General features: G+C 67.0%; 15 protein-coding genes. 10 read left to right on the plus strand and 5 right to left on the minus strand.

The genetic code is table 11. The features are described from left to right. Nucleotides 1–195 precede the first annotated feature (195 nt). A complete protein-coding gene (locus BLR75_RS08125) occupies nt 196–1,854 on the plus strand; it encodes a BCCT family transporter (protein ID WP_084314438.1) in 1,659 nt (552 codons plus the stop codon). 54 nt (nt 1,855–1,908) lie between these two features. Here the strand turns inward: BLR75_RS08125 and BLR75_RS08130 are convergent, their stop codons facing one another. The 5 genes from BLR75_RS08130 to BLR75_RS08150 form a co-directional block, all read right to left on the minus strand. After that, nucleotides 1,909–2,643: a 3'-5' exonuclease gene (locus BLR75_RS08130; protein ID WP_084314439.1), complete on the minus strand. Its 735-nt coding sequence runs from the start codon at nt 2,641–2,643 to the stop codon at nt 1,909–1,911. After that, nucleotides 2,640–4,520 (minus strand): DUF294 nucleotidyltransferase-like domain-containing protein, encoded by a 1,881-nt coding sequence (locus BLR75_RS08135; protein ID WP_084314440.1) that lies wholly within the window; start codon nt 4,518–4,520, stop codon nt 2,640–2,642. Before BLR75_RS08135 ends, BLR75_RS08130 begins: the two co-directional genes overlap by 4 nt. 145 nt (nt 4,521–4,665) lie before the next feature. Next, a complete protein-coding gene (locus BLR75_RS08140; RefSeq protein ID WP_139207000.1) occupies nt 4,666–5,304 on the minus strand; it encodes a hypothetical protein in 639 nt (212 codons plus the stop codon). Between the two features lie 290 nt (nt 5,305–5,594). Further along, the gene (gene fahA, locus BLR75_RS08145; protein WP_084314442.1) at nt 5,595–6,908 is read right to left on the minus strand and encodes a fumarylacetoacetase; all 1,314 of its coding nucleotides are present in this window, start codon (nt 6,906–6,908) and stop codon (nt 5,595–5,597) included. A 212-nt stretch (nt 6,909–7,120) separates the two neighbouring features. Next, a complete protein-coding gene (locus BLR75_RS08150) occupies nt 7,121–7,783 on the minus strand; it encodes a TetR/AcrR family transcriptional regulator (RefSeq protein WP_084314443.1) in 663 nt (220 codons plus the stop codon). 116 nt (nt 7,784–7,899) lie between these two features. On the opposite strand from BLR75_RS08150, the gene BLR75_RS08155 reads away from it, so the two are divergent. The 9 genes from BLR75_RS08155 to dmpE all read left to right on the plus strand — a co-directional run bounded on the left by BLR75_RS08155 (nt 7,900) and on the right by dmpE (nt 20,460). Continuing rightward, nucleotides 7,900–9,804 carry an acyl-CoA synthetase gene (locus tag BLR75_RS08155; protein ID WP_084314444.1) on the plus strand — a complete coding sequence of 635 codons (1,905 nt, stop codon included), beginning with the start codon at nt 7,900–7,902 and terminating at the stop codon, nt 9,802–9,804. 359 nt (nt 9,805–10,163) lie between these two features. Then, nucleotides 10,164–12,044, plus strand: a complete 1,881-nt coding sequence (locus BLR75_RS08160; protein WP_084314445.1) for a DUF1302 domain-containing protein — start codon at nt 10,164–10,166, stop codon at nt 12,042–12,044. A 15-nt stretch (nt 12,045–12,059) separates the two neighbouring features. Then, nucleotides 12,060–13,418, plus strand: coding sequence for a DUF1329 domain-containing protein (locus tag BLR75_RS08165; RefSeq protein WP_084314446.1), 1,359 nt, complete (start codon nt 12,060–12,062; stop codon nt 13,416–13,418). 383 nt (nt 13,419–13,801) lie between these two features. Further along, nucleotides 13,802–15,601 carry a sigma-54-dependent Fis family transcriptional regulator gene (locus BLR75_RS08170; protein ID WP_084314447.1) on the plus strand — a complete coding sequence of 600 codons (1,800 nt, stop codon included), beginning with the start codon at nt 13,802–13,804 and terminating at the stop codon, nt 15,599–15,601. A 418-nt stretch (nt 15,602–16,019) separates the two neighbouring features. Then, nucleotides 16,020–16,922, plus strand: coding sequence for a VOC family protein (locus BLR75_RS08175; protein ID WP_084314466.1), 903 nt, complete (start codon nt 16,020–16,022; stop codon nt 16,920–16,922). Between the two features lie 39 nt (nt 16,923–16,961). After that, nucleotides 16,962–17,843: an alpha/beta fold hydrolase gene (locus tag BLR75_RS08180; RefSeq protein ID WP_084314448.1), complete on the plus strand. Its 882-nt coding sequence runs from the start codon at nt 16,962–16,964 to the stop codon at nt 17,841–17,843. A gap of 1 nt (nt 17,844) precedes the next feature. Further along, the gene (locus tag BLR75_RS08185; protein ID WP_084314449.1) at nt 17,845–18,393 is read left to right on the plus strand and encodes a flavin reductase family protein; all 549 of its coding nucleotides are present in this window, start codon (nt 17,845–17,847) and stop codon (nt 18,391–18,393) included. 23 nt (nt 18,394–18,416) lie between these two features. Beyond that, nucleotides 18,417–19,616, plus strand: a complete 1,200-nt coding sequence (locus BLR75_RS08190) for an acyl-CoA dehydrogenase family protein (protein WP_084314450.1) — start codon at nt 18,417–18,419, stop codon at nt 19,614–19,616. A 61-nt stretch (nt 19,617–19,677) separates the two neighbouring features. Then, nucleotides 19,678–20,460: a 2-oxopent-4-enoate hydratase gene (dmpE, locus tag BLR75_RS08195; RefSeq protein WP_084314451.1), complete on the plus strand. Its 783-nt coding sequence runs from the start codon at nt 19,678–19,680 to the stop codon at nt 20,458–20,460. Nucleotides 20,461–20,479 lie beyond the last annotated feature (19 nt).

Genomic DNA, 20,479 nt, shown 5'->3' on the forward strand with positions numbered 1-20,479 from the left:
CGTCATGGGAATGCCGCCGGGAAACGCGCCGATGGCGGTTCTGGATCGGTCGATGCCGGTCTGCGGACCGGCGCCCGATGCCCTGGCTATTAGCATTGAGCAGAGCGGAGTCAGCCCGGTTTCCAGATCGGAGGGCGTCCCCGTCCTTCAGCCCGTTGTTTAGGCACATCGAACCAAGAACAAGGAGACCAGCACATGGCGAACGATTCCCTACGGGGAGCGGCTACGTCCCCGAGCGCGAATAGCATCCCCGCGCCGAGCGGCGCGGCCAACCTGATCGACACCGACTACGTGGTCGGCCAGGACAACATCAAGGGACGCTTTCTCTTCAACCTGGATATCCATGGCAAGGTGTTCAGCATTTCCGCGCTGACCATCGTCCTGTTCGTGGTCCTGACCCTGGCCCTGCAGAGCGAGGTCGAGCCGCTGTTCACCGCCGTGCGCGGCTGGCTGACCGGCAATCTGGCGTGGTTCTTCCTCGGCTCGGCGGACATCTTCGTCCTGCTCTGCCTGGGCCTGATCGTCTCGCCCCTGGGCAGGGTGCGCCTGGGCGGCAAGGAAGCGAGGCCGGACTATTCGTATTCCGGCTGGTTCTCCATGCTGTTCGCCGCCGGCATGGGCATCGGCCTGATGTTCTATGGGGTGGCCGAACCCATGTCGCATTTCTCCGCGGCCATGGGCGGCATCGGCATTGGCGAGGATGGTGCGCGCAGCGACTGGGCGCCGCTGGGCGCGGCCGCCGGCGATGCCGAGACGGCCGTCGGCCTGGGCATGGCTGCCACCATCTTCCACTGGGGCCTGCACCCCTGGGCGATCTACGCCATCGTCGCCCTGGCGCTGGCGCTGTTCTCCTTCAACAAGGGGCTGCCGCTGAGCATCCGCTCGATCTTCTACCCGTTGCTCGGCGAGCGGGTCTGGGGCTGGCCGGGGCATGTGGTCGACATCCTGGCGGTGTTCGCCACCCTGTTCGGCCTGGCCACCTCGCTGGGCCTGGGCGCCCAGCAGGCGGCAGCCGGGCTCGACTACCTGTTCGGTATCCCCGCCAACGACACCAGCAAGGTGCTGCTGGTCGTCGGCATCTCCGCGATCGCCCTGATGTCGGTGCTGGCCGGCCTGGACAAGGGGGTCAAGCGCCTGTCGGAAATCAACATGGTGCTGGCCCTGTTGTTGCTGCTGTTCATCGTCGTGACGGGGCCAACGCTGGCGATCGTCACCGGCTTCTTCAGCAACCTGGGCAGCTACCTGACCTACCTGCCGGCGCTGTCCAATCCGATCGGCCGCGCCGACGCCAACTTCAGCCAGGGCTGGACGGCGTTCTACTGGGCCTGGTGGATTAGCTGGTCGCCGTTCGTCGGCATGTTCATCGCCCGGGTCAGCCGCGGCCGCACCGTGCGTGAATTTCTGATCGCCGTGCTGCTGGTGCCGTCGCTGGTCTCGGTGTTATGGATGACCGCGTTCGGCGGCACCGCCCTGGGCCAGCTCATCGGCGACGACTTCACCGGGGTGCAGGAGGCCGCCCTGGAACTCAAGCTGTTCGCCATGCTCGGCGAGCTGCCGCTGACCCAGATCAGCTCCTTCGTCGGCATCGTCCTGGTGGTGGTGTTCTTCGTCACCTCGTCGGACTCCGGCTCCCTGGTGATCGACACCATCACCGCCGGTGGCAAGATCAACGCACCGGTGCCGCAGCGGGCCTTCTGGGCGATCCTCCAGGGCGTGGTGGCCATCGCCCTGCTGCTCGGCGGCGGCCTGGTCGCCCTGCAGGCCATGGCGGTATCCACCGGCCTGCCGTTCACCATCGTGCTGCTGGTGGGCTGCGTGGCCATCATCAAGGGCCTGCTGAGCGAGCCGCGCTGACGTCCTTCCGGCGCGATCCCGCGCCGGAGCCATGACGCTCGTCCCCGAAAGGGCTCAAATCCACAAATTGCCCACCGCCGTGCTCGGCGGATAGTGCCTGGCCACCTGCGCCTGCAGCAGCTCGGCGGTGGCCAGGGCGTCGCTCAGGGCATGGTGGCACTGGTACAGCGGCAAGCCGTAGCGCAGGCGGCTGTCGGCCAGGCGGATCGACACCGAGGGTTTGCCGAGCAATTGGCGCAGCCAGCCGGGCCGGCGTTGGCGCGGGTGCAGGCGCGCCTCCAGTTGCATGGTATCGATCAGCGGGAACAGCAACCCTTCGCCGAGCAGCTCACGCACGGCCTGGTCGAGAAAGCTGCGCTCGATGTGGCGGTAGTGCACCACCATGACCTTGCCGGCCATCCTCTCCAGCAGTTCGTCGAGCACGACGTCCAGACGCGGTGCATCGTGGACGGCCGAGTGGGTGATGTGGTGGAAGGTGACCGATTGGCTGCTCAGTTCGCAGGTCGGCTTGACCACCCAGTAACTGGCTTCGCGGCAGCGGATGCGCTGCAGGTCGAAGGGCACCAGGCCAAGGCTGACGATCGAGTCGCGGCGGCTGTCCAGGCCGGTGGTCTCGACGTCCAGTGCCAGCAAGGGCACCCGCTCCAGCGGCGTGTCGGCGCTTACCGTGCCGGCCCGATAGAACTCGACCAGGCGCGGGTCGCGGGCGCTCTGCGCCAGCTGGGCGAAGAGCGCCGGCCAGTCGGGTGTCGCGGTGGAGGCCTGGCGCCGGGCGCGGAACGGTTTCATAGCGGCCGGCCCGGCACGTGCGCCGGGTAGCGGAAACGCAGGAACTGCTGCGCATTGCTCAGCACCTGGAAGGCCGACTTGAGGTTGTGCCGTTCGTTGGCGGAAACCTTTTCCGGTTCGATGTAGTTGTCCGGTTCGCGCCCCTCCAGCAGCTCCATGGCCTGATGGCGGATGCGCACGATGGAGAGGAACTCCAGGGCGTTGCGCAGTTGGGTGATGGCGTCTTCGGTCAGCAGCTTGGTGGCGGCGATGGCGTCCAGGCGCTCCAGCGAGTTCTGCGCCTTGGAGCCGGCGGCCAGGGCATGCACCCGGATCAGGTCGGTCAATGGTGCGGTGCCGCGGCCCTTGAGGTTGATGATGTTGTTCTGCTGGCCGTCCTTCTCCATCACGAAGGTGCGGAAGAAGCCCAGCGGCGGAGTGCGGTTGAGCGCGTTGCGCGCCAAGCTGGCGAGAAACAGCGGGTTGCTGCCGGCTTTCTGCGCGACCAGGTCCTTGAGGCTTTCCACCAGTTCGGCCTCGCCGTAGATGCCGTCGAGATCGAAGAAGATGCAGCTGTTGAGCAGGGTTTCCGGGTTGGGCTGATCTATCCACTGGGTGAAATAGCTCCTCCAGACCCGCAACGGCTGGCGCCACTTGGGGTTGCTGGCCATGATCCCGCCCTTGCAGTAGCTGTAGCCGCAGGCCGCCAGGCCGTCGCTGACGAAGCTTGCCAACTGGAGGAAATATTCGTCATGGACCCGCGGATCGAAGCGGTTGTCGAGCACCAGGGCATTGTCCTGGTCGGTGACGATCAGTTGTTCGTCGCGCGCCATCGAGCCCAGGACCATGTAGCAGTAGGGCACCGGGGGTGGGCCCAGTTGCTGCTCGGCCAGTTCCAGCAGGCGCTGGGTCAGGCTGCGGCCGATCCCGGACATGGCGCGGCCGATCATGTGCGCGGTGGCCTCCTCGTTGACCATGCGCAGGAAGGTGGCGCGCAGGTCCGGCAGCAAGGCCTGCAGCTCGGCCACCGACTGCTTGTTGAAGATGCTGTTGACCAGGTACAGGCTGCTCTGCGACTCGTACTTGATGATGTCCGACAGGTTGATCACCCCGACCGGGCGCTGCCGATGCACCACCGGCAGGTGATGGATGTTGTGGCGCAGCATGCACAGCATCGCCTCGAACACCGAGTCGTCGGCCTGGATGGTGACCGGGTTGGGCGACATCACCCGGTCGACCGGGGTATCCAGCGCCAGGCCTTCGGCCAGGACGCGGATGCGCAGGTCGCGGTCGGTGGTGATGCCGGCCATGATCTGCCGCTGGGGCGTCTCGGCCGGGCCGAGGATCACCAGCGAGGACACGCCATGCTCGGTCATCACCTGCGCCGCCTCCTGCACGCTGGTGCCCAGCGGCACGCTGACGGTGCGCCGGGTGATCAGCTTGCGCACCTTGATCTTCATCAGCTTGCTGGCCTTGCCCTGGGGCTCCTCCACCTTCAGGCGCGACTGGCCTTCGGCCTCGACGAAGTCGGCGAAGGCGTCATGTGCCTCGCACAGCTGCTCGAACAGTTGGCCGGGAATGAAGTAGATCAGGCTGTCCTCGATCGCCCGTGCCGGCAGACGCACCTTGTGCCCGCGCAGCAGGCCGAACTGGCCGAACACCTCGCCCTCGGCCAGGCGGTTGTACAGCTCGCCGTTGCGCCGGTAGATCTCCACCGCGCCGCTGCGGATGTAGTGCAGCTCCCCGATCGCTTCGCCATAGCGGAGGATGTCGCTACCGGCCTTGAAATAGCCGACCTCGACCTGCCGGGCGATCTCGTCGAGGGTTTCGTCGGGCAGCCCGTCGAAGGGGGCGAAGCGACTCAGGTGGTCGCGTATTTCGATCAACTCGACCTGCATCCGGGTCTCCTGGCGGGAGCGTAGGGCATGCATTGAACCATACCCCCGGCCCGCAACGCCCGGGGTCCGGCGGCGCGGGTCGCGGGCAGGCAATCGCGCGTCGTCGCCGGCGGCAATCGGGCGCGGCCGAACGATGGATCGGCCGCTACGCTGCGACCGGCGTGGTCCGCAGCAGATCCATCAGAGCCAGGATGATCAGGGTGGCGACGATGAACCTGGAAATGGCGATGAAGGTGGCCGGCAGCAGTGGCAGGTCGAGGAACCGGCGCAGCAGGGCGATCTGCGAGAACAGGTACCAGATGCAGGCGACGCTGGTGAGCGACATCGCCAGCGCCACCTGGATGCCCGCCAGCAGGTTGGCCGCGATCAGCACGATGGAAAGCGGCGAGGCCAGGTAGCACTGGATGTAGAAGGGTTCGCGCAGGGCGGTGCGGCTCACGCGGACTCGCCGCACCCGCAGCATGGCCATGGCCGGCATCAGCGCGTACAGGCCGTAGCCGAGGCTGCGCACCAGCAGCCTCGGCAACTCGCCGGAAACCAGTGGCGAAGGCCGATCCGGCATGGCGAAGCCGACGAGATGGGCAAGGACGATGGAAAGGATCAGCATCAGCGGCGGGCTGAGCATGCCGCTGAAGCGCCGGTCAGGCTGCTGCTCGAGCTGTCGGCGGGTATAGAGCGAAACGTCGAGGGGGTTGCGCAGCACTCGCCAGAGCGTTCGCGGAAAGGCAATGGGCCAGGTCGCGACCTTCCACAGGAAGGCTTCGAGCGATTGCAGGCTGCGCAAGAAGACCACCATCCGACAGGCATCTGGAGTGGCTGAAAGGTTGCCCCGCGGCCCGTTCCAGGGAGATCACGGGCAACCCGCAACCGATCTGCGCGATGCGATCGAGGCAGATCCGGTTCACCTGAGCATAGCGCGCCGGCATCGTGCGAGCACCGGACCTGCCGGCGGACGTGGGCGAAGGGCTCCAAGCGGCCCCCCCTCTGGTTCGATCCGCCGATGGTCCTGATGATTGCCACCGGCCTCTCCAGCGCCCCTCGGGTGAGGCCAGCCAGGGCGTCAGCTATCCGTCGTCAGGCCGGCGTCGGGAAGGGAAATACGGTCGCGGAGTTGATTCCGAAGCCGATGCGCGCGAATCCCTCGCGCTCGCACCAGCCGCGGAACGTCACGGTATCGCCGTCCTCGAGGAAGCCGCGCCGTTCGCCGTCGCCGATATCAACCGGCCGGGAGCCCGCCAGGGTGAGTTCGATCAGCGCCCCCGCCTCCTCTGCGGCAGACCCGGAAATCGTCCCGCTGCCCAGCAGGTCGCCCACCTGGAGGTTGCAGCCGCCCATCGTGTGGTGGGCGATCATCTGGCCCAGGGTCCAGTACTGGTGGCGGAAGCTGGTGCGCGTCAGCGGCCGTGGCTGCCGCCCCGCAGCGCGCTGCGCCGCGCTCTGGATCGACACCTCCAGCTGGATATCGAATCCCCCGGACTGCTCGTTTTCCGGCGCGGCGAGATATTCCAGCGGCTGTGGCCGTTCCGGGGAGCGGCTCCAGGGCGTGCGATAGGGCAGCAAGGCCTGGAGAGTGACGATCCAGGGCGACAGGGTGGTGGCGAAGTTCTTCGCCAGGAACGGTCCGAGCGGGTGCATTTCCCATGCCTGGATATCACGTGCCGACCAGTCGTTGAGCAGGCACAGGCCGAAGATATGCTGCTGGGCGCCGGCCAGCGGGATAGTGGTTCCGCGCTGATTGCCGACGCCGATCACGGCGCCGATTTCCAGTTCGTAATCCAGGCCCCGGCAGGGTGCATGCACGGGATCGGCGTTCGGCGTCGGCCGGACCTGTCCTCCGGGACGGAAGACCTGCTGCCCGCTCACGCCGATGGACGAGGCCCGGCCGTGATAGGCGATCGGCAGCCAGTCGAAATTCGGATACACCTCCTGCCCGAACTGCCGGCAGCAATTCACGGCGTGGTCGAGGGAGGTATAGAAGTCGGTGTAATCGCCGATCCGCACCGGCACCCGGTATTCGGCATCCGCCTGCGCAACGAGCGTACTGCGCACCCGCTCCTCGCAGGCACTGCCGCTTTCCAGCAGGTCGAAAAGCCCCCTGCGCAATGCGCTCCAGGCCTCCGGACCGAGTTCCAGCAACGGATTCAGCTCCGCCGCGGAAGCCGCCGCCAGCGCTTCGGCGGCAAGGCCTTCCAGACAGCCGGTCCATTGCAGGGCAGCGAGATCGACGATCTGGTCGCCGATGCCGACGCCACCGCGCCAGGCCTCCGCCGTGTTCCTGCGGCGGAAGACGCACAGCGGAAGATTCTGCAGCGGGAAGTCGCAGCCAGGGAGGTTGGCCTGTTCGAGCCAGCTGCGGCGGGAACTGTCATGGGTGTGGTCGAGTTTCATCGGGGTTTCCTTCGGGCAAATGGTGACGGCGCAACCCGCGGCATTCAGGGCATCGTCGAAGATGGCCGGCGCGCGGGTCCGGCCAGCCGATGTGCTTTGGAGACCGAAGACATGGAGTTCCGCCAGCCCGGTTGCAGGAAGCGCCGGTTGGAACCGCCCATGCCTGAGCTGCCGGCGCCGATCCGCATTCGTGGCACCGGCTGGCTGGTTCCCTATCGCGCAGCAGCTCCAAGCGGCGGAAGCAGTTCGGTGGCGAGCAGCGGCAGCGCCGGCGGTGCACAGAAGTCGACCGGCAGCCGCGCCTGGACCGCGGCGATGGACTGTTCCACGCCCAGCAGGCGCAGGGTCATTTCCGCCACGTCCTCGATCACTTCCAGCGGCAGCCTGCGCTGGTAGAGGTCCAGCATCACCCCGATGCTGCTGCCGGAAGCCATGGAGATCACCGCCGCTTCGTTGTCCACGCGAAACGCGCCGTTCGCCATGCCCGCTTCGACGTCGTCCTTGAAGAACTGCCGCAAGCCCAGTACGAAGCGCTGGGTCGGCAGGCCGGAATCGAACAGCAGGTGGCCGATACCCTCCTCCGGCGCACCCAGGCGCAACATCTGCCGTACCGAGGTGGCAACGATCCCCTGGGTGTCGGTCATGCCCTCGGTGACCTTGATGATGGGCTCCCGGCAGGCCATCACCAGCAGGTCGCAGACGTCGTCGAGGACGTCCTCGCGGGTCCGGTAGTAGTTGTAGAAAGTCCCCAGGGCCACCTCGGCCCGCTCGGTGAGGTTGTACACCGTCAGGGCGCCCACGCCGCCTTCCACGGCCAGTTCCTGCGCTGCGACCAGCAGCTTGCTGCGCGTCCTGTCTCTTTTGCCAATGGCCATAAATGCTCCGTCTGCGTAGGGCGAAGAATAGCTTTTCGATCAGCTATTGAAAATCCTTCATTTTTGAAATACCTTCATTTCCAGCTTACAAACAATAACAATGGAGCAGGCAGCCAATGCCAAGTTCAGGCCTCCGTGCCCTTGCCAATATCGTGCACCTCGAAAGTACTCCGCTCGCCCGCCACGACCTGCCGGAAAGCACCTACGCCGCCCTGCAGCGCAGCGCCCGGCAGAGCCCCGAGGCTCCCGCGCTGAGCTTCTTCTTCGACGCCGAACACTACCAGCAGGCCTGGCACTGGAGCTATGCCGAGCTGTTCGCCGCGATCACCCGCACAGCCAACGCCTTCCACACCCTGGGGGTGGGTCCCGGCGACGTCGTGGCCTTCGTGCTGCCCAACCTGCCGGAAACCCATTTCTGCACCTGGGGCGGCGAAGCGGCCGGCATCGTCATGCCGATCAACCCCCTGCTCGACGGCGCGCAGATCGCCGAGCTGCTGCGCGCGGCCAATGCCAGCGTGCTGGTGACCCTGGCGCCGACCCCGGGCCAGGACACCTGGGAACGGATCGCTCCGCAGCTGGAGCGGTTGCCCGCCATCCGCGAGCTGGTCTGGGTCAGCAGCGCGCCCTATCTGGATGCCCGGAGCGCCCATGCGGCGCGTGCATGCGCAGACGAGGAACGGCAGCGCTTCCCGCAGCGCCGCATCCATGACCTGCACGAGCTGCTCGCCGCTCAGCCGGACGACCGCCTCGCCAGCGGACGAACCATCCGCGCCACGGACCACTCCTCCTACTTCTGCACCGGCGGCACCACCGGCCTGCCGAAGATCGCCGTGCGCACCCAGGGCGCCGAGGTCTTCGACGCCTGGGCGTTCGGCGCCATGCTCGGTGGCGACCCCACCAGCGAACGCTACTTCTGCGGCCTGCCGCTGTTCCATGTGAACGCGCAACTGGTGACCGGCCTGCGGCCCTGGCTGCAGGGTGGCCATGTGATCCTCGGCACGCCGCAGGGATACCGCAGCCCGGGGCTGATCCAGCGCTTCTGGCAGATCGTCGAGCATTACCGGATCAGCTTCTTCTCCGGGGTGCCCACCGTCTACGCCGCGCTGCTGCAGCAGCCGGTCGGCGCCGCCGACATCTCCAGCCTGAACTACGCCCTGTGCGGCGCGGCGCCGATGCCGGTCGAGCTGTTCCGCGACTTCGAGCGGGTCAGCGGGGTGCGCATCCTGGAAGGCTACGGGCTGACCGAAGGCACCTGCGTGTCGTCGTGCAACCCGGTGAGCGGCGACCGGCGCATCGGCTCCATCGGCCTGCGCCTGCCCTACCAGCCGATGCGCGCGGTGATCCTCGACGACGACGGCCGCTACCTGCGCGACGCCGACATCGACGAGGTGGGCGTCGTCGTCCTGCGCGGACCCAACCTGTTCGCCGGCTACCTCGACGAGAGCCACAACCGCACGGCCTGGATCGGGATCGACGGCCAGCGCTGGCTGAACAGCGGCGACCTCGGCCGCCAGGACGCCGACGGCTACTTCTGGCTCACCGGGCGCAAGAAGGAACTGATCATCCGTGGCGGCCACAACATCGATCCCAAGCAGATCGAGGAAGCCCTGCAGGCGCACCCCGCGGTGGCGCTGGTGGCCGCCGTGGGCAGCCCGGACGCCTACGCCGGGGAAGTGCCGGTGGCCTACGTGCAACTGGTGAAGGGCGCCGAGGTCGGCAGCGACGAACTGCTGGAATTCGCCGCCCGGCATGTCGCCGAGCGCGCCGCCGTGCCCAAGCGCATCGAGATCCTCGCCGCCCTGCCAGTGACGCCGGTGGGCAAGCTGTTCAAGCCGGCCCTGCAACTGCTGGAAATCGAGCGCGTGGTGCGCCAGGAGGCCCGCCAGGCCGGCCATGAGATCGACGTCGAAGTCGTCCAGGACAGCCGGCGCGGCCCGGTCGCCCGGCTGCGGGGACCCGATCGCCACAGCATGGCGGAGACGCTGGGGCGCTACGCCTTCCAGGTCGAATGCCAGCCCTGAATCCGGCTCGATAATTTTTGCAAGCGTGCCCACCGGCGGAGACCGGGGATTTCATGAAAACAGCAAGCACGACGCCGCCAGGCTGTGATCGCCACTGACTTCACGAGGAGCCAGCCCACAGAAAAACCCTATACGAATCAAAGAGAAACCCTCACCAGCCGCGGATCGGACGATGCCTCGGGACAAGGCCTGGCACAGCCATTGCCCCCGATCACGAGGTGCCTGCCGCTTCTGGATTTTCTGAAGAAAAGAAATGGAGCCGATCAGTTCTCTTGCGAAAAACCCAGGTTCTTCGCACGGGATTCGTTCGCCCTCCGAAAGCTGCCTGCATGCCACACAACAACAAAAAGGTATGAGTCATGAGCAATAAACCAATGTCCTGGCGTCGCGCTCGGCTGCCGCTGGCAGTGGGCCTGGCCGGTGGCCTGGTCCTGCCGGCATACGGCGTGACCTTCAGCGCCGGCGAGATCGAAGGCCAGTTCGACAGTACCTTCAGCGTTGGCGCCAGCTGGGCCTTGCGTGACCCCGACGCCAAGCTGATCGGTGAAAACAATGGCGGCAAGGGCTTCGCCAGCGGTACCGACGATGGCCGCCAGAACTTCAAGCAGGGCGAGACCTTCTCGAAGATCTTCAAGGGCCTGCACGAGCTCGAACTGAAGTACGGGGACAGCGGCGTATTCATGCGCGGCAAGTACTGGTACGACTTCGAGCTGAAGGACGAGGACCGGCTGTTCAAGGACATCAGCGACCACAACCGCAAGGAAGGGGCGAAGTCCTCCGGCGCCGAACTGCTCGACGCCTTCATGTACCACAACTACATGATCGCCGACCTGCCGGGCACGGTGCGCCTGGGCAAGCAGGTGGTGAGCTGGGGCGAGAGCACCTTCATCCAGGGCGGCATCAACGCCATCAACCCGGTGGACGTCTCGGCGTTCCGCCGTCCCGGCGCCGAGATCAAGGAAGGCCTGATCCCGGTGAACATGTTCTACCTGTCCCAGGCGATCACCGACAACCTGTCCGCCGAAGGCTTCTACCAGCTCGACTGGCAGCAGACGGTCATCGACAACTGCGGCACCTTCTTCTCGCAGAACGACTTCGTCGCCGATGGCTGCAACGGCGTGCCGGTCGGCCCGAACCTGACCGGCAACCCGGCGGCCGTGGCCGCGCTGTCGCCGTTCGGCATCAACCTCGGCCAGGAAGGCATCGTGGTGCCGCGCATCGGCGACAACGACGCGCGCAACGGCGGCCAGTGGGGCGCCGCGCTGCGCTGGATGGTGCCGAGCCTGGACACCGAGTTCGGCGCCTATTTCATCAACTACCACAGCCGCCAGCCCTACGTTAATTCCTTCTCCAGCCCCAACGCCGCCGACCTCGACTTCGTTCCGCAGATGTGCGGCAACCTCGGCATCGGCGACCCGGCGGCCTGCGCCGCCGCCCTCGGCCCGGCGCTGAACGACCTGGTGCTGGCCTACCGGCTCGGCACCTCGAAGTACCAGGTCACCTACCCGGAGGACATCCGCCTCTACGGCCTCAGCTTCGCCACCACCCTGCCCACCGGCACCGCGCTGTCCGGCGAGATCAGCTACCGCCCGAACCTGCCGCTGCAGCTCAACGCGGTGGACCAGGTGCTGGCCTCCAGCGGAGTCGACGCGCTCTCGCCGATGCTCTCGTCTGGCGCCTACCCGGTGGCCAACGGCGCGCTGCTGCAGGGCTACCAGCGCAAGCCGGTCACCCAGGCGCAGGTCACCGCGATCCAGTTCTTCGACCAGGTCATGGGCGCGGACCGCGTGACTCTGATCGGCGAAGTGGGCGCCGTGCACGTCGGCAACCTGGAGGGCAAGGGCGGCCTGCGCTACGGCCGTGACCCGGTGTTCGGCCAGGGCGCGCTGTACCCGGACAACAGCCTGTGCCAGAGCAGCCCCGCCACCGTGCGCAACTGCAACGACCACGGCTTCGTCACGGACTTCTCCTGGGGCTACCGGATGCGCGCCATCTGGGAATACACCAACCTGATTCCCTCGGTGACGCTCAAGCCCAACCTCGCCTGGTCGCATGACGTCGACGGCTACGCGCCCGAGCCCGGCTTCAACGAGGGCAGCAAGGCGATCAGCCTCGGCATCGACGCCGACTACCGCAACACCTACAGCGCCAGCCTGTCGGTCACCAACTTCTTCGATGGCCGTTACAACACCAGCGTCGACCGCGACTTCGTCGCGTTCAGCGTCGGCATGTCCTTCTGAGCGGGAGAACTGTTCATGAATATTCTGATGAAAGGCACCACCCTCGGCATTTCCCTGCTGGCAGGCACCGCGCTCGCCGCCGTCTCCCCGGAACAGGCCGCCGAACTGGGCAAACGACTCACCCCGATGGGCGCCGAGCGCGCCGGCAACGCCGACGGCAGCATCCCCGAATGGACCGGCGGCCTGGCGCCGAACGCCGGCAGCAAGGATGGCAACGGCTTCCTGTCCAATCCCTACGCGGCGGAGAAGCCGCTGTTCGTCATCGATGCGAAGAACTTCGAGCAGTACAAGGACAAGCTGAGCCCCGGCCAGCAGGCCATGCTCAAGCGCTACCCCGACAGCTACCGCATCCCGGTCTATCCGAGCCATCGCAGCGTCGCCCTGCCCGACTCGGTCTACCGCTCCGTGCAGGCCAACGCCGTCCACACGAAGCTGGTGGATGACGGCAACGGTCTGGCCGATTTCGACATGGCCTATCCGTTCCCGATTCCGCAGAACGGCCAGGAAGTCATGTGGAACCACACCACCCGCTACCGCGGCGGCAGCGTCAAGCGCGTGAGCGTGCAGGCCACGCCCGACAAGAGCGGCGGCTATACCCCGGTGTTCTTCCAGCTGCAGTTCACCTACCGCGACCAGCTCAAGGAATACGACCCGGCGAACCCGGGCAACGTGCTCTTCTACTACAAGGAGGCGGTCACCGGTCCCGCCCGCCTGGCCGGCGACGTACTGCTGGTCAACGAAACCATCAACCAGGTGACCGAGCCTCGCCAGGCGTGGATCTACAACGCCGGCCAGCGCCGCGTGCGACGCGCGCCGCAGGTGGCCTACGACGGCCCCTACCCGGCCTCCGAAGGCCAGCGCGTGGGCGACAACTTCGACATGTACAACGGCGCGCAGGATCGCTACGAGTGGAAGCTGCTGGGCAAGCGCGAGATGTACATCCCGTACAACGCCTTCACCCTCGACTCGCCCCGGGAGAAGTACGACGACGTGATCAAGGCCGGGCACATCAACTCCGACCTGACCCGCTACGAGCTGCACCGGGTCTGGGTGGTCGAGGCCAACCTCAAGCCGAGCTCCCGCCACATCTATACCAAGCGGGTCTACTTCATCGACGAGGACTCCTGGCAGATCGCGCTGGCCGACCACTATGACGGCCAGGGCAACCTGTGGCGGGTGGCCGAGGGACACCTGGTGCCCTTCTACGACGTGAAGGTGCCCTGGCTGGCGGTGGAAACCCTGTACGACCTGCGCAACGGCCGCTACATCGCTTCCGGCATGCGCAACCAGGAAAAGAACGCCGTCGAGTTCGGCGTGAAGGCGGTCGCGGCGGACTTCACCCCGACCGCCCTGCGAAATGCCGGGGTGCGCTGAGCACCCCGCCCCGGGCAAGGGCGGGCTCCGCTCGCCCTCGCACTCCTGACGCTGCTTTCGCAGCCACTTCGGTGGCTGCTTTTTTATGCAGCGATGGTGGATGGAAGAGCGCCATCCACGGTGTTCCCGCCGTGTCCATCGTTTCCACGCTCCCACGTCCATTACGCCCACCGAAACTGTAGGAGCCAGCTTGCTGGCGATCCGAGGTATCACCGGCACCGCTGTGCACAGGCAAACCATTGATCGCCAGCAAGCTGGCTCCTACGAAAAAACAGAACCGCAGGACACGCTCCATCGATCCACCATGAGCGCGCATAACGCGCCAGCGTTATCCGCCATTGGCGCAACCATGACAGCGACCGAGCCCAGCGAGGCACGACCGAATGAGCAAACACAACAACAAGAGCTGCTCCCGCCCGACGCCGACCATCGTCGGCGAACAGGCCAACCCGATCACTCCGGAAGTTCTCCAGCGCCTGCATTTCAACCCCGGCGAGGGGCTGATCTGGCTGGACGACCGGCGCATGGTGCTGATGCACACCGAAGCCCTCGGCGCGCTGCGCCAGGAGCTGATCGAGAGCCTCGGCATGGATTCCGCGCGCGGCCTGCTGACCCGCTTCGGCTATGCCGCCGGCTGCCGCGATGCGCACATCTCGATGAAGATCCGCAGCCCGGCGGAAGGCATCGAGGAATTCCTCCGCCGGGGCAGCCAGTTCCACGCGCTGCAGGGCATCCTCGCGGTGGAAGAGGTGCATTACGACCTCGACGTGGAACGCGGCCATTGCCACCTCGAGTTCAACTGGCGCAACAGTTTCGAAGCCCAGGTCCACAGCGCCGCCTACGGCATCGGCGGGCGGCCGGTGTGCTGGTCGGCGATGGGCTATGCCTCGGGCTTCCTCAGCACCTGCATGGGCAAGCGCATCCTGGTGCGCGAGGCCTCCTGCTGCGCGATGGGCGAAGAGGTCTGCCACTGCATCGCCAGGCCGGTGGAAGAATGGGCCGACGCGGACGCCGACCTGGCGTACCTCGAACCCGGGCCGGTGACCTTCGCCGCGCACCCCATCGCCAGGACGACACCCGCCACGGACAGCGCGACAGCGGACGCGCCGGCGCCATCGGCGCCCCCGCAACGGCCGGGCGTGATCGGCGCCTCGGGGCCCTTCATCAGCATCCTGCACAAGATCCGCCGCGTGGCGCCGACCAACGCCACCGTGCTGCTGCTCGGCGAGAGCGGCGTCGGCAAGAGCGCCTTCGCCCGGGAAATCCAGCGCACCAGCCGCAGGGCCGGCCAGCCGTTCCTCGAAGTCAACTGCGCCGCCATACCGGAGCAGCTGATGGAGTCCGAGCTGTTCGGCGCCGAGCGCGGCGCCTTCACCGGGGCGACCGAGTCGCGGCCGGGGCGTTTCCAGCTCGCCGACGGCGGCACGCTGTTCCTCGACGAGATCGCCACCCTGTCGATGACCGCGCAGGGCAAGCTGCTGCGCGTCATCCAGAGCGGCGAGTTCGAATCCCTGGGCGGCCGGGTCACGCACAAGGTCGACGTGCGGATCATCGCCGCGACCAACGAGGACCTGCGCGACGCGGTCCGGGAAGGCCGCTTCCGCGAAGACCTGTTCTACCGGCTGAACGTCTTCCCCATCGTCATCCCCCCGCTGCGCGAGCGCCGCGACGACATCCCGCTGCTGCTCGAACACCTGATCCGCCACTACGGCGCCATGCATGGACGGAAGATTTCCGGCATCACCGCGCAGGCCCTGCAGCTCATCCTCAACTATCGCTGGCCGGGCAACGTGCGCGAGCTGGAGAACGTCATCGAGCGCGGGGTGATCCTCGGCGAGGATGGCCAGCCGCTCGGCTACAACCATCTGTTCACCCTCGATGGCGGCGTCAGGGAACAGGGGGCGCTGGGCTGGAACGAACTCGGCCTGCTGGCGGAGCAGGAAATCCCCACCGAAGCCCTGCACCGCGGCGGGGCCGAGACCGAGGCGCTGAACACCTGGGCCGACGGCATCGTGCAGCGCTCGGCGGTGTCGCTGGAGGAAGTCGAGAACTCCCTGGTGCGGGCCGCCTTCAGCGCGGCCAACGGCAACATGTCGAAGGCCGCCACCCTGCTCGGCGTGACCCGCGCGCAGCTCGCCTACCGGATCAAGAAACTCCAGGACGCTTCTGTCGGCCCTTCGTAGGACCGAGGGTGACGCCTAGTCCTTGCTCGCGAACCCCAGCCCGCCCTGGCGCGGGATTGACGCCGCCCCCTATCTCCAGCTCTCGCCGGACCGAGACACCGAAACCACCGGTGGACACGGTTCGCGAGCAAGCTCGCTCCTACTAAAAGCCGCACCTGCAAAAAGTCTCAGCACGCCATCCCCCTTCCAACCGCCTTTTTCACCAAAACCACCATTCCACCCCAAGCACGAATCCTCGATCCACCCTTCGATAAAAATAATTACCTTACAAATCAATAACTAACAGAAAAACACCCGCTCCCTGGCACGCCCATTGCGCTTCTACCCCCAGATGCCGCCGGCATCGAATTTTTCTTCAACAACAAGAAATCCGGCAGCCGCCTCGATGGCGCGCACGGCCGGAACGGAGAACAAGGACATGGCCGAGATATCCAATCTCGCATACGTGGTTTTCAATGCCAGCGACCTCGACGCCTGGGAAGCCTTCGCCACCGGCATCCTCGGCTTGCAGACCGGCAGCCGCACCCCGGAAGCGCTGCACCTGCGCATGGATCAGCGCGAGCAGCGGGTGATCCTCGAACGTGGCGCAGCGGACGATCTTGCCGCCCTCGGCTGGGAATTCGACAGCCACGGCGAACTGGCCGCCTACGTGGCCGACCTGCGCGCGAAGGACGTGGACGTGATCGAAGCCGGCGCCGACCTGCGCCGGGCGCGCAAGGTCGAGCAGCTGTACTTCTGCCTCGATCCGATCGGCCTGCGCCACGAATTCAGCTACGGCCCGCAGCAGGCGCCGCTGGCGAAGCCGTTCCATTCGCCGCTGCTGGTCGGCGGCGGCTTCCAGACCGGCGACCTCGGCGTCGGCCACGCCTTCGTCGTCGCCGTCGATGCCGAGGAATCGGTGCGCTTCTACACCGAGAAGCTCGGCCTGCGCATCTCCGACTATATCCGCGATTCGCACTCCATCCCCGGGCTGGCCATCGACGGCGTGTTCATGCACACCCGCACCGGCCGCCACCACTCCCTCGCCACCGCGGCCATCCCGTCGGCGAAGAAGATCAACCACCTGATGATCGAGGTGCAGTCGCTGGACGACGTCGGCCTGGCCTTCGACCGCGTCCGCGCCGCCCAGGTGCCGGTGATCATGGAGATCGGCCACCACCCGAACGACCGCATGCTGTCGTTCTACGTCGCCACGCCGTCCGGCTTCGGCATCGAGTACGGCTGGGGCGGCGTGGTCATCGACGACGCCAACTGGACCGTCCGCAACTACAGCCAGCTCAGCGACTGGGGCCATCGTTTCTCCGCGCCGCCGGTGCAGTGAAGCAGCCCCCCTTCCCCCATCTTCAGAGGAGTTATCGACATGAGCCTGTGGCTTGATTTTCTCGGTGCGGAAATCCGCTATATCGAAACCCCGACCTTCGGCAGCATCCGCATCGCCGAGGCCGGCAAGGGCAACCCCGAGGCGCTGATGCTGATGCACGGCATCGGCGGGCACATCGAGGCCTATGCGAAGAACGTCGTCGCCCTGGCCGACAGCTTCCACGTGGTCGCCCTGGACTTCGTCGGCCATGGCCTGTCGGCCAAGCGCACCGACGTCGACTACATCCCCTCGACCTACGCCGCGCTGCTCGGCGAAGTCATGGACGTGCTCGGCATCGCCAGCGCCCACATCTCCGGCGAGTCCCTCGGCGGCTGGGTCGCCGGGCTGTTCGCCGCGCGCAACCCGCAGCGGGTCAGGCGCCTGGTGCTGAACACCGCCGGCGGCATCCCGGTGGTCAGCGAGAAGGGCCAGCAGGACCTGCGCGACCTCGACGAGCTGAACAAGAGGAACTTCGGCAAGGCGCCCAGCGTGGAGTCGGTGCGCCAGCGCATGCAGTGGCTGATGCACGAGTCCAACTGGCACCTTCTCGACGACGAGCTGATCGGCAGCCGCCTGGTCCTGTACACCCGCCCGGACTTCCAGAAATCCGCGCCGCTGATGTTCGGCATGCTCGAACGCGTCGACGAACTGGTGCAGCGCGGCGAGATGCTGCCGGTGGAACAGCTGCAGTGCGACACCCTGTTCCTCTGGACCCGCCACAACCCCATCCACGACCTGCCCGCCGCCGAGGCCGCCTGCGCACGCAATCCAAAGGCGCGCCTGTACGTGATGCAGGCCGAGGCCGCGCACTGGCCGCAGTACGAGGCGCCGGAGGAATTCAACCGGGTGATGCGCAGCTTCCTGCGCACGGGCGAGGTGTGAGATGGGCAGCCTGGCGCTGAAGAACCCGGCCGCGATGCCGGACGACCCGCCGCTGGATGCCCACGCCTTCCGCAGCGGCATGCGCCGCCTGGCCGGCGCGGTGTGCGTCCTGACCCTGCGCAAGGGCGAGCTGCGCGCCGGGCTGACCGCCACGGCGGTGGTCTCGGTCTCAGCGGAACCGCCGCGCCTGCTGGTGTGCATCAACCGCAACGTCTTCGCCCACCGCCTGCTGGAGGTTGGCACGGCGCTGTGCGTGAACGTCCTGCACGAGGACAACCTGCAGGTGGCCAGGAGCTTCGCCGGGATGCTCGAAGGCGTCGACGGCGAGCAGCGCTTCAGGCACGGCGCCTGGCGTGACGCCGGGGACGGCGGCGCGCCGCTGCTGGAAGACGCCCTCGCCGCCTTCCAGTGCCAGGTGGTCGAGCTGATCGACGCCTCCAGCCACAGCATGGTGCTCTGCGAAGTGCGCCAGGTGCACCTGCCGTCCCACGCCGACGCCGATCCGCTGCTGTATTTCGATGGCCGCTTCGCCGCCCTCGACGCACTCTGAACAACGACCAGGAGAACAACAATATGGGTCAGATCGAACACGTCATCGCCATCCCCAGCGCGGAAGAACTGATCGCCCGCGCCCAGGCCATGATCCCGGCGCTGCGCGAGCAGGCCGAGGCGGTGGAAGAGGCGCGCAGTGTGCCCGCCGCGACCATCCAGGCGTTCAAGGACGCCGGCTTCTTCCGCATCCTGCAACCGACCCGCTGGGGCGGCTATGCGATGTCCCCCGAGGTGTTCTACCGGGTGCTGATGGAACTCGGCCGCGGCTGCCCGTCCAGCGCCTGGAACCTGATGATCCTCGGCATCCACCAGTGGGAGTTCGGCAAGTTCGACCAGCGCGCCGGCGACGAGGTCTGGGGCGCCGACCCGGACATCCTGGTGGCCTCCTCCTACGCGCCCTGCGCCAAGGTCAGGAAGGTCGAGGGCGGCTGGATGATCTCCGGCCAGTGGCCGACCTCCAGCGGCTCCGAGCACGCCGTCGGCGGCGCCTTCCTCGGCGGCCGGGTGCTCGACGAGCAGGGCAACATCGTCGACGTGCGCGCCTTCCTGGTGCGCCGCGAGGACTACGAGCTGATCGACGACTGGTACGCGGTGGGCCTGGCCGGCACCGGCAGCCGTTCGCTGCGCCTGCTCGGCGAGACCTTCGTGCCCGCGCACCGCTCGCACAGCATCGTCGAGTACAAGCTGGGCGATACCGTGGCGAGCTACCGCCTGCCGTTCAACCAGATCTTCTACGGCTCGGTCTCCGCGGTGATCATCGGCTTCGCCAACGGCATGGTCGACCTGTTCGTCGAGCACATGGTGCCGCGGCAGAACGTGTTCGTGACCGGCTCGCCGGCGCAGAACCCCTTCGTCCAGGAAAAGCTCGGCAACGCCGTGCTGCTGATCCGCTCGGCGCGGGCGCGGGTGCTGCAGTGCATCCAGGAATCCATGGGCTATGCCGAGCGCGGCCAGCTGGTGCCGCTGGACCAGCGCGTGCACTACTTCCTCGACAACCAGGCCGTGGCCCGCGACTGCTTCAGCGCGGCGCACATGATCTTCAAGAAGAGCAGCGCCCGCGGCGTGTTCCTCAGGAACCCGCTGCAGCGCCAGCTGCGCGCCCTGCTGGTGGCGGCCAACCACATCACCCAGAACGAGGACGACACCTCGGCCATGCTCGGCGGCTTCCTGCTCGGCCAGGGCGTCCCGCCGGGTGTCTTCGAGCTGCCACAGCTCCAGTGAACCCCGGCGCCGCCGGCCGCCACGCGCTGGCCGGCGTGTTTCCCATTGCAGAGAAGCAACGATGAACGATTCGGAAATCCTCAAGGCCGGCCAGGCGCTGCATGAAGCCTGGCAATCCCGGCGCACCATCGAGCCGCTGACCACGACCCATGCGGCGCTGTCGATCGAGGACGCCTACCGCATCCAGCAGGCCTTCGTCGACCTGCGCCTGGAGGCCGGCGAACGCGTGGTCGGCAAGAAGATCGGCGTCACCAGCCGTCCGGTCATGGAGATGCTCGAGGTATACCAGCCCGACTTCGGCTACCTGCTCGACGGCATGTGCCTGCCGTCGCACACGCCCGTCGCCCTCGACAGCCTGATCCAGCCCAAGGCCGAAGGCGAACTGGCCTTCGTGCTGAAGAAGGACCTGATCGGCCCGGGCGTCAGCAATGCCGACGTGCTGGCCGCCACCGAAGGCGTGATGGCCTGCTTCGAGATCGTCGACTCGCGCATCCGCGACTGGAAGATCGCCATCCAGGACACCGTCGCCGACAACGCCTCCTGCGGGGTCTTCGTGCTCGGCGACCGGCTGGTCGATCCGCGCCAGCTGGACCTCGGCCTGTGCGGCATGGTGCTGGAGAAGAACGGCGAAGTGGCGGTCACCGGCGCCGGCGCCGCGGCGCTGGGCAACCCGGTCAACGCGGTGGCCTGGCTGGCCAACACCCTGGGCCGCTTCGGCATCCCGCTGAAGGCCGGCGAAGTGATCCTCTCCGGCGCCCTCGGCGCGATGGTTCCGCTGAGCCGCGGCGACTTCCTGCGCGTGAGCATCGGCGGCGTCGGCCAGTGCTCGGTACGTTTCGACTGACGGCCGCGGCCGTCCCAAG

This window comes from Pseudomonas jinjuensis (assembly GCF_900103845.1).
Classification (GTDB): domain Bacteria; phylum Pseudomonadota; class Gammaproteobacteria; order Pseudomonadales; family Pseudomonadaceae; genus Pseudomonas; species Pseudomonas jinjuensis.

What these genes read in the sequence shown, in the direction of transcription:
- BLR75_RS08190 (WP_084314450.1), top strand. Translation starts at nt 18,417, where the DNA reads ATGGGTCAGATCGAACACGTCATCGCCATCCCCAGCGCGGAAGAACTG.
- BLR75_RS08150 (WP_084314443.1), bottom strand. Translation starts at nt 7,783, where the DNA reads ATGGCCATTGGCAAAAGAGACAGGACGCGCAGCAAGCTGCTGGTCGCA.
- BLR75_RS08135 (WP_084314440.1), bottom strand. Translation starts at nt 4,520, where the DNA reads ATGCAGGTCGAGTTGATCGAAATACGCGACCACCTGAGTCGCTTCGCC.
- BLR75_RS08175 (WP_084314466.1), top strand. Translation starts at nt 16,020, where the DNA reads ATGGCCGAGATATCCAATCTCGCATACGTGGTTTTCAATGCCAGCGAC.
- BLR75_RS08160 (WP_084314445.1), top strand. Translation starts at nt 10,164, where the DNA reads ATGAGCAATAAACCAATGTCCTGGCGTCGCGCTCGGCTGCCGCTGGCA.
- BLR75_RS08125 (WP_084314438.1), top strand. Translation starts at nt 196, where the DNA reads ATGGCGAACGATTCCCTACGGGGAGCGGCTACGTCCCCGAGCGCGAAT.
- BLR75_RS08170 (WP_084314447.1), top strand. Translation starts at nt 13,802, where the DNA reads ATGAGCAAACACAACAACAAGAGCTGCTCCCGCCCGACGCCGACCATC.
- BLR75_RS08155 (WP_084314444.1), top strand. Translation starts at nt 7,900, where the DNA reads ATGCCAAGTTCAGGCCTCCGTGCCCTTGCCAATATCGTGCACCTCGAA.
- fahA (WP_084314442.1), bottom strand. Translation starts at nt 6,908, where the DNA reads ATGAAACTCGACCACACCCATGACAGTTCCCGCCGCAGCTGGCTCGAA.
- BLR75_RS08180 (WP_084314448.1), top strand. Translation starts at nt 16,962, where the DNA reads ATGAGCCTGTGGCTTGATTTTCTCGGTGCGGAAATCCGCTATATCGAA.
- BLR75_RS08185 (WP_084314449.1), top strand. Translation starts at nt 17,845, where the DNA reads ATGGGCAGCCTGGCGCTGAAGAACCCGGCCGCGATGCCGGACGACCCG.
- BLR75_RS08130 (WP_084314439.1), bottom strand. Translation starts at nt 2,643, where the DNA reads ATGAAACCGTTCCGCGCCCGGCGCCAGGCCTCCACCGCGACACCCGAC.
- dmpE (WP_084314451.1), top strand. Translation starts at nt 19,678, where the DNA reads ATGAACGATTCGGAAATCCTCAAGGCCGGCCAGGCGCTGCATGAAGCC.
- BLR75_RS08165 (WP_084314446.1), top strand. Translation starts at nt 12,060, where the DNA reads ATGAATATTCTGATGAAAGGCACCACCCTCGGCATTTCCCTGCTGGCA.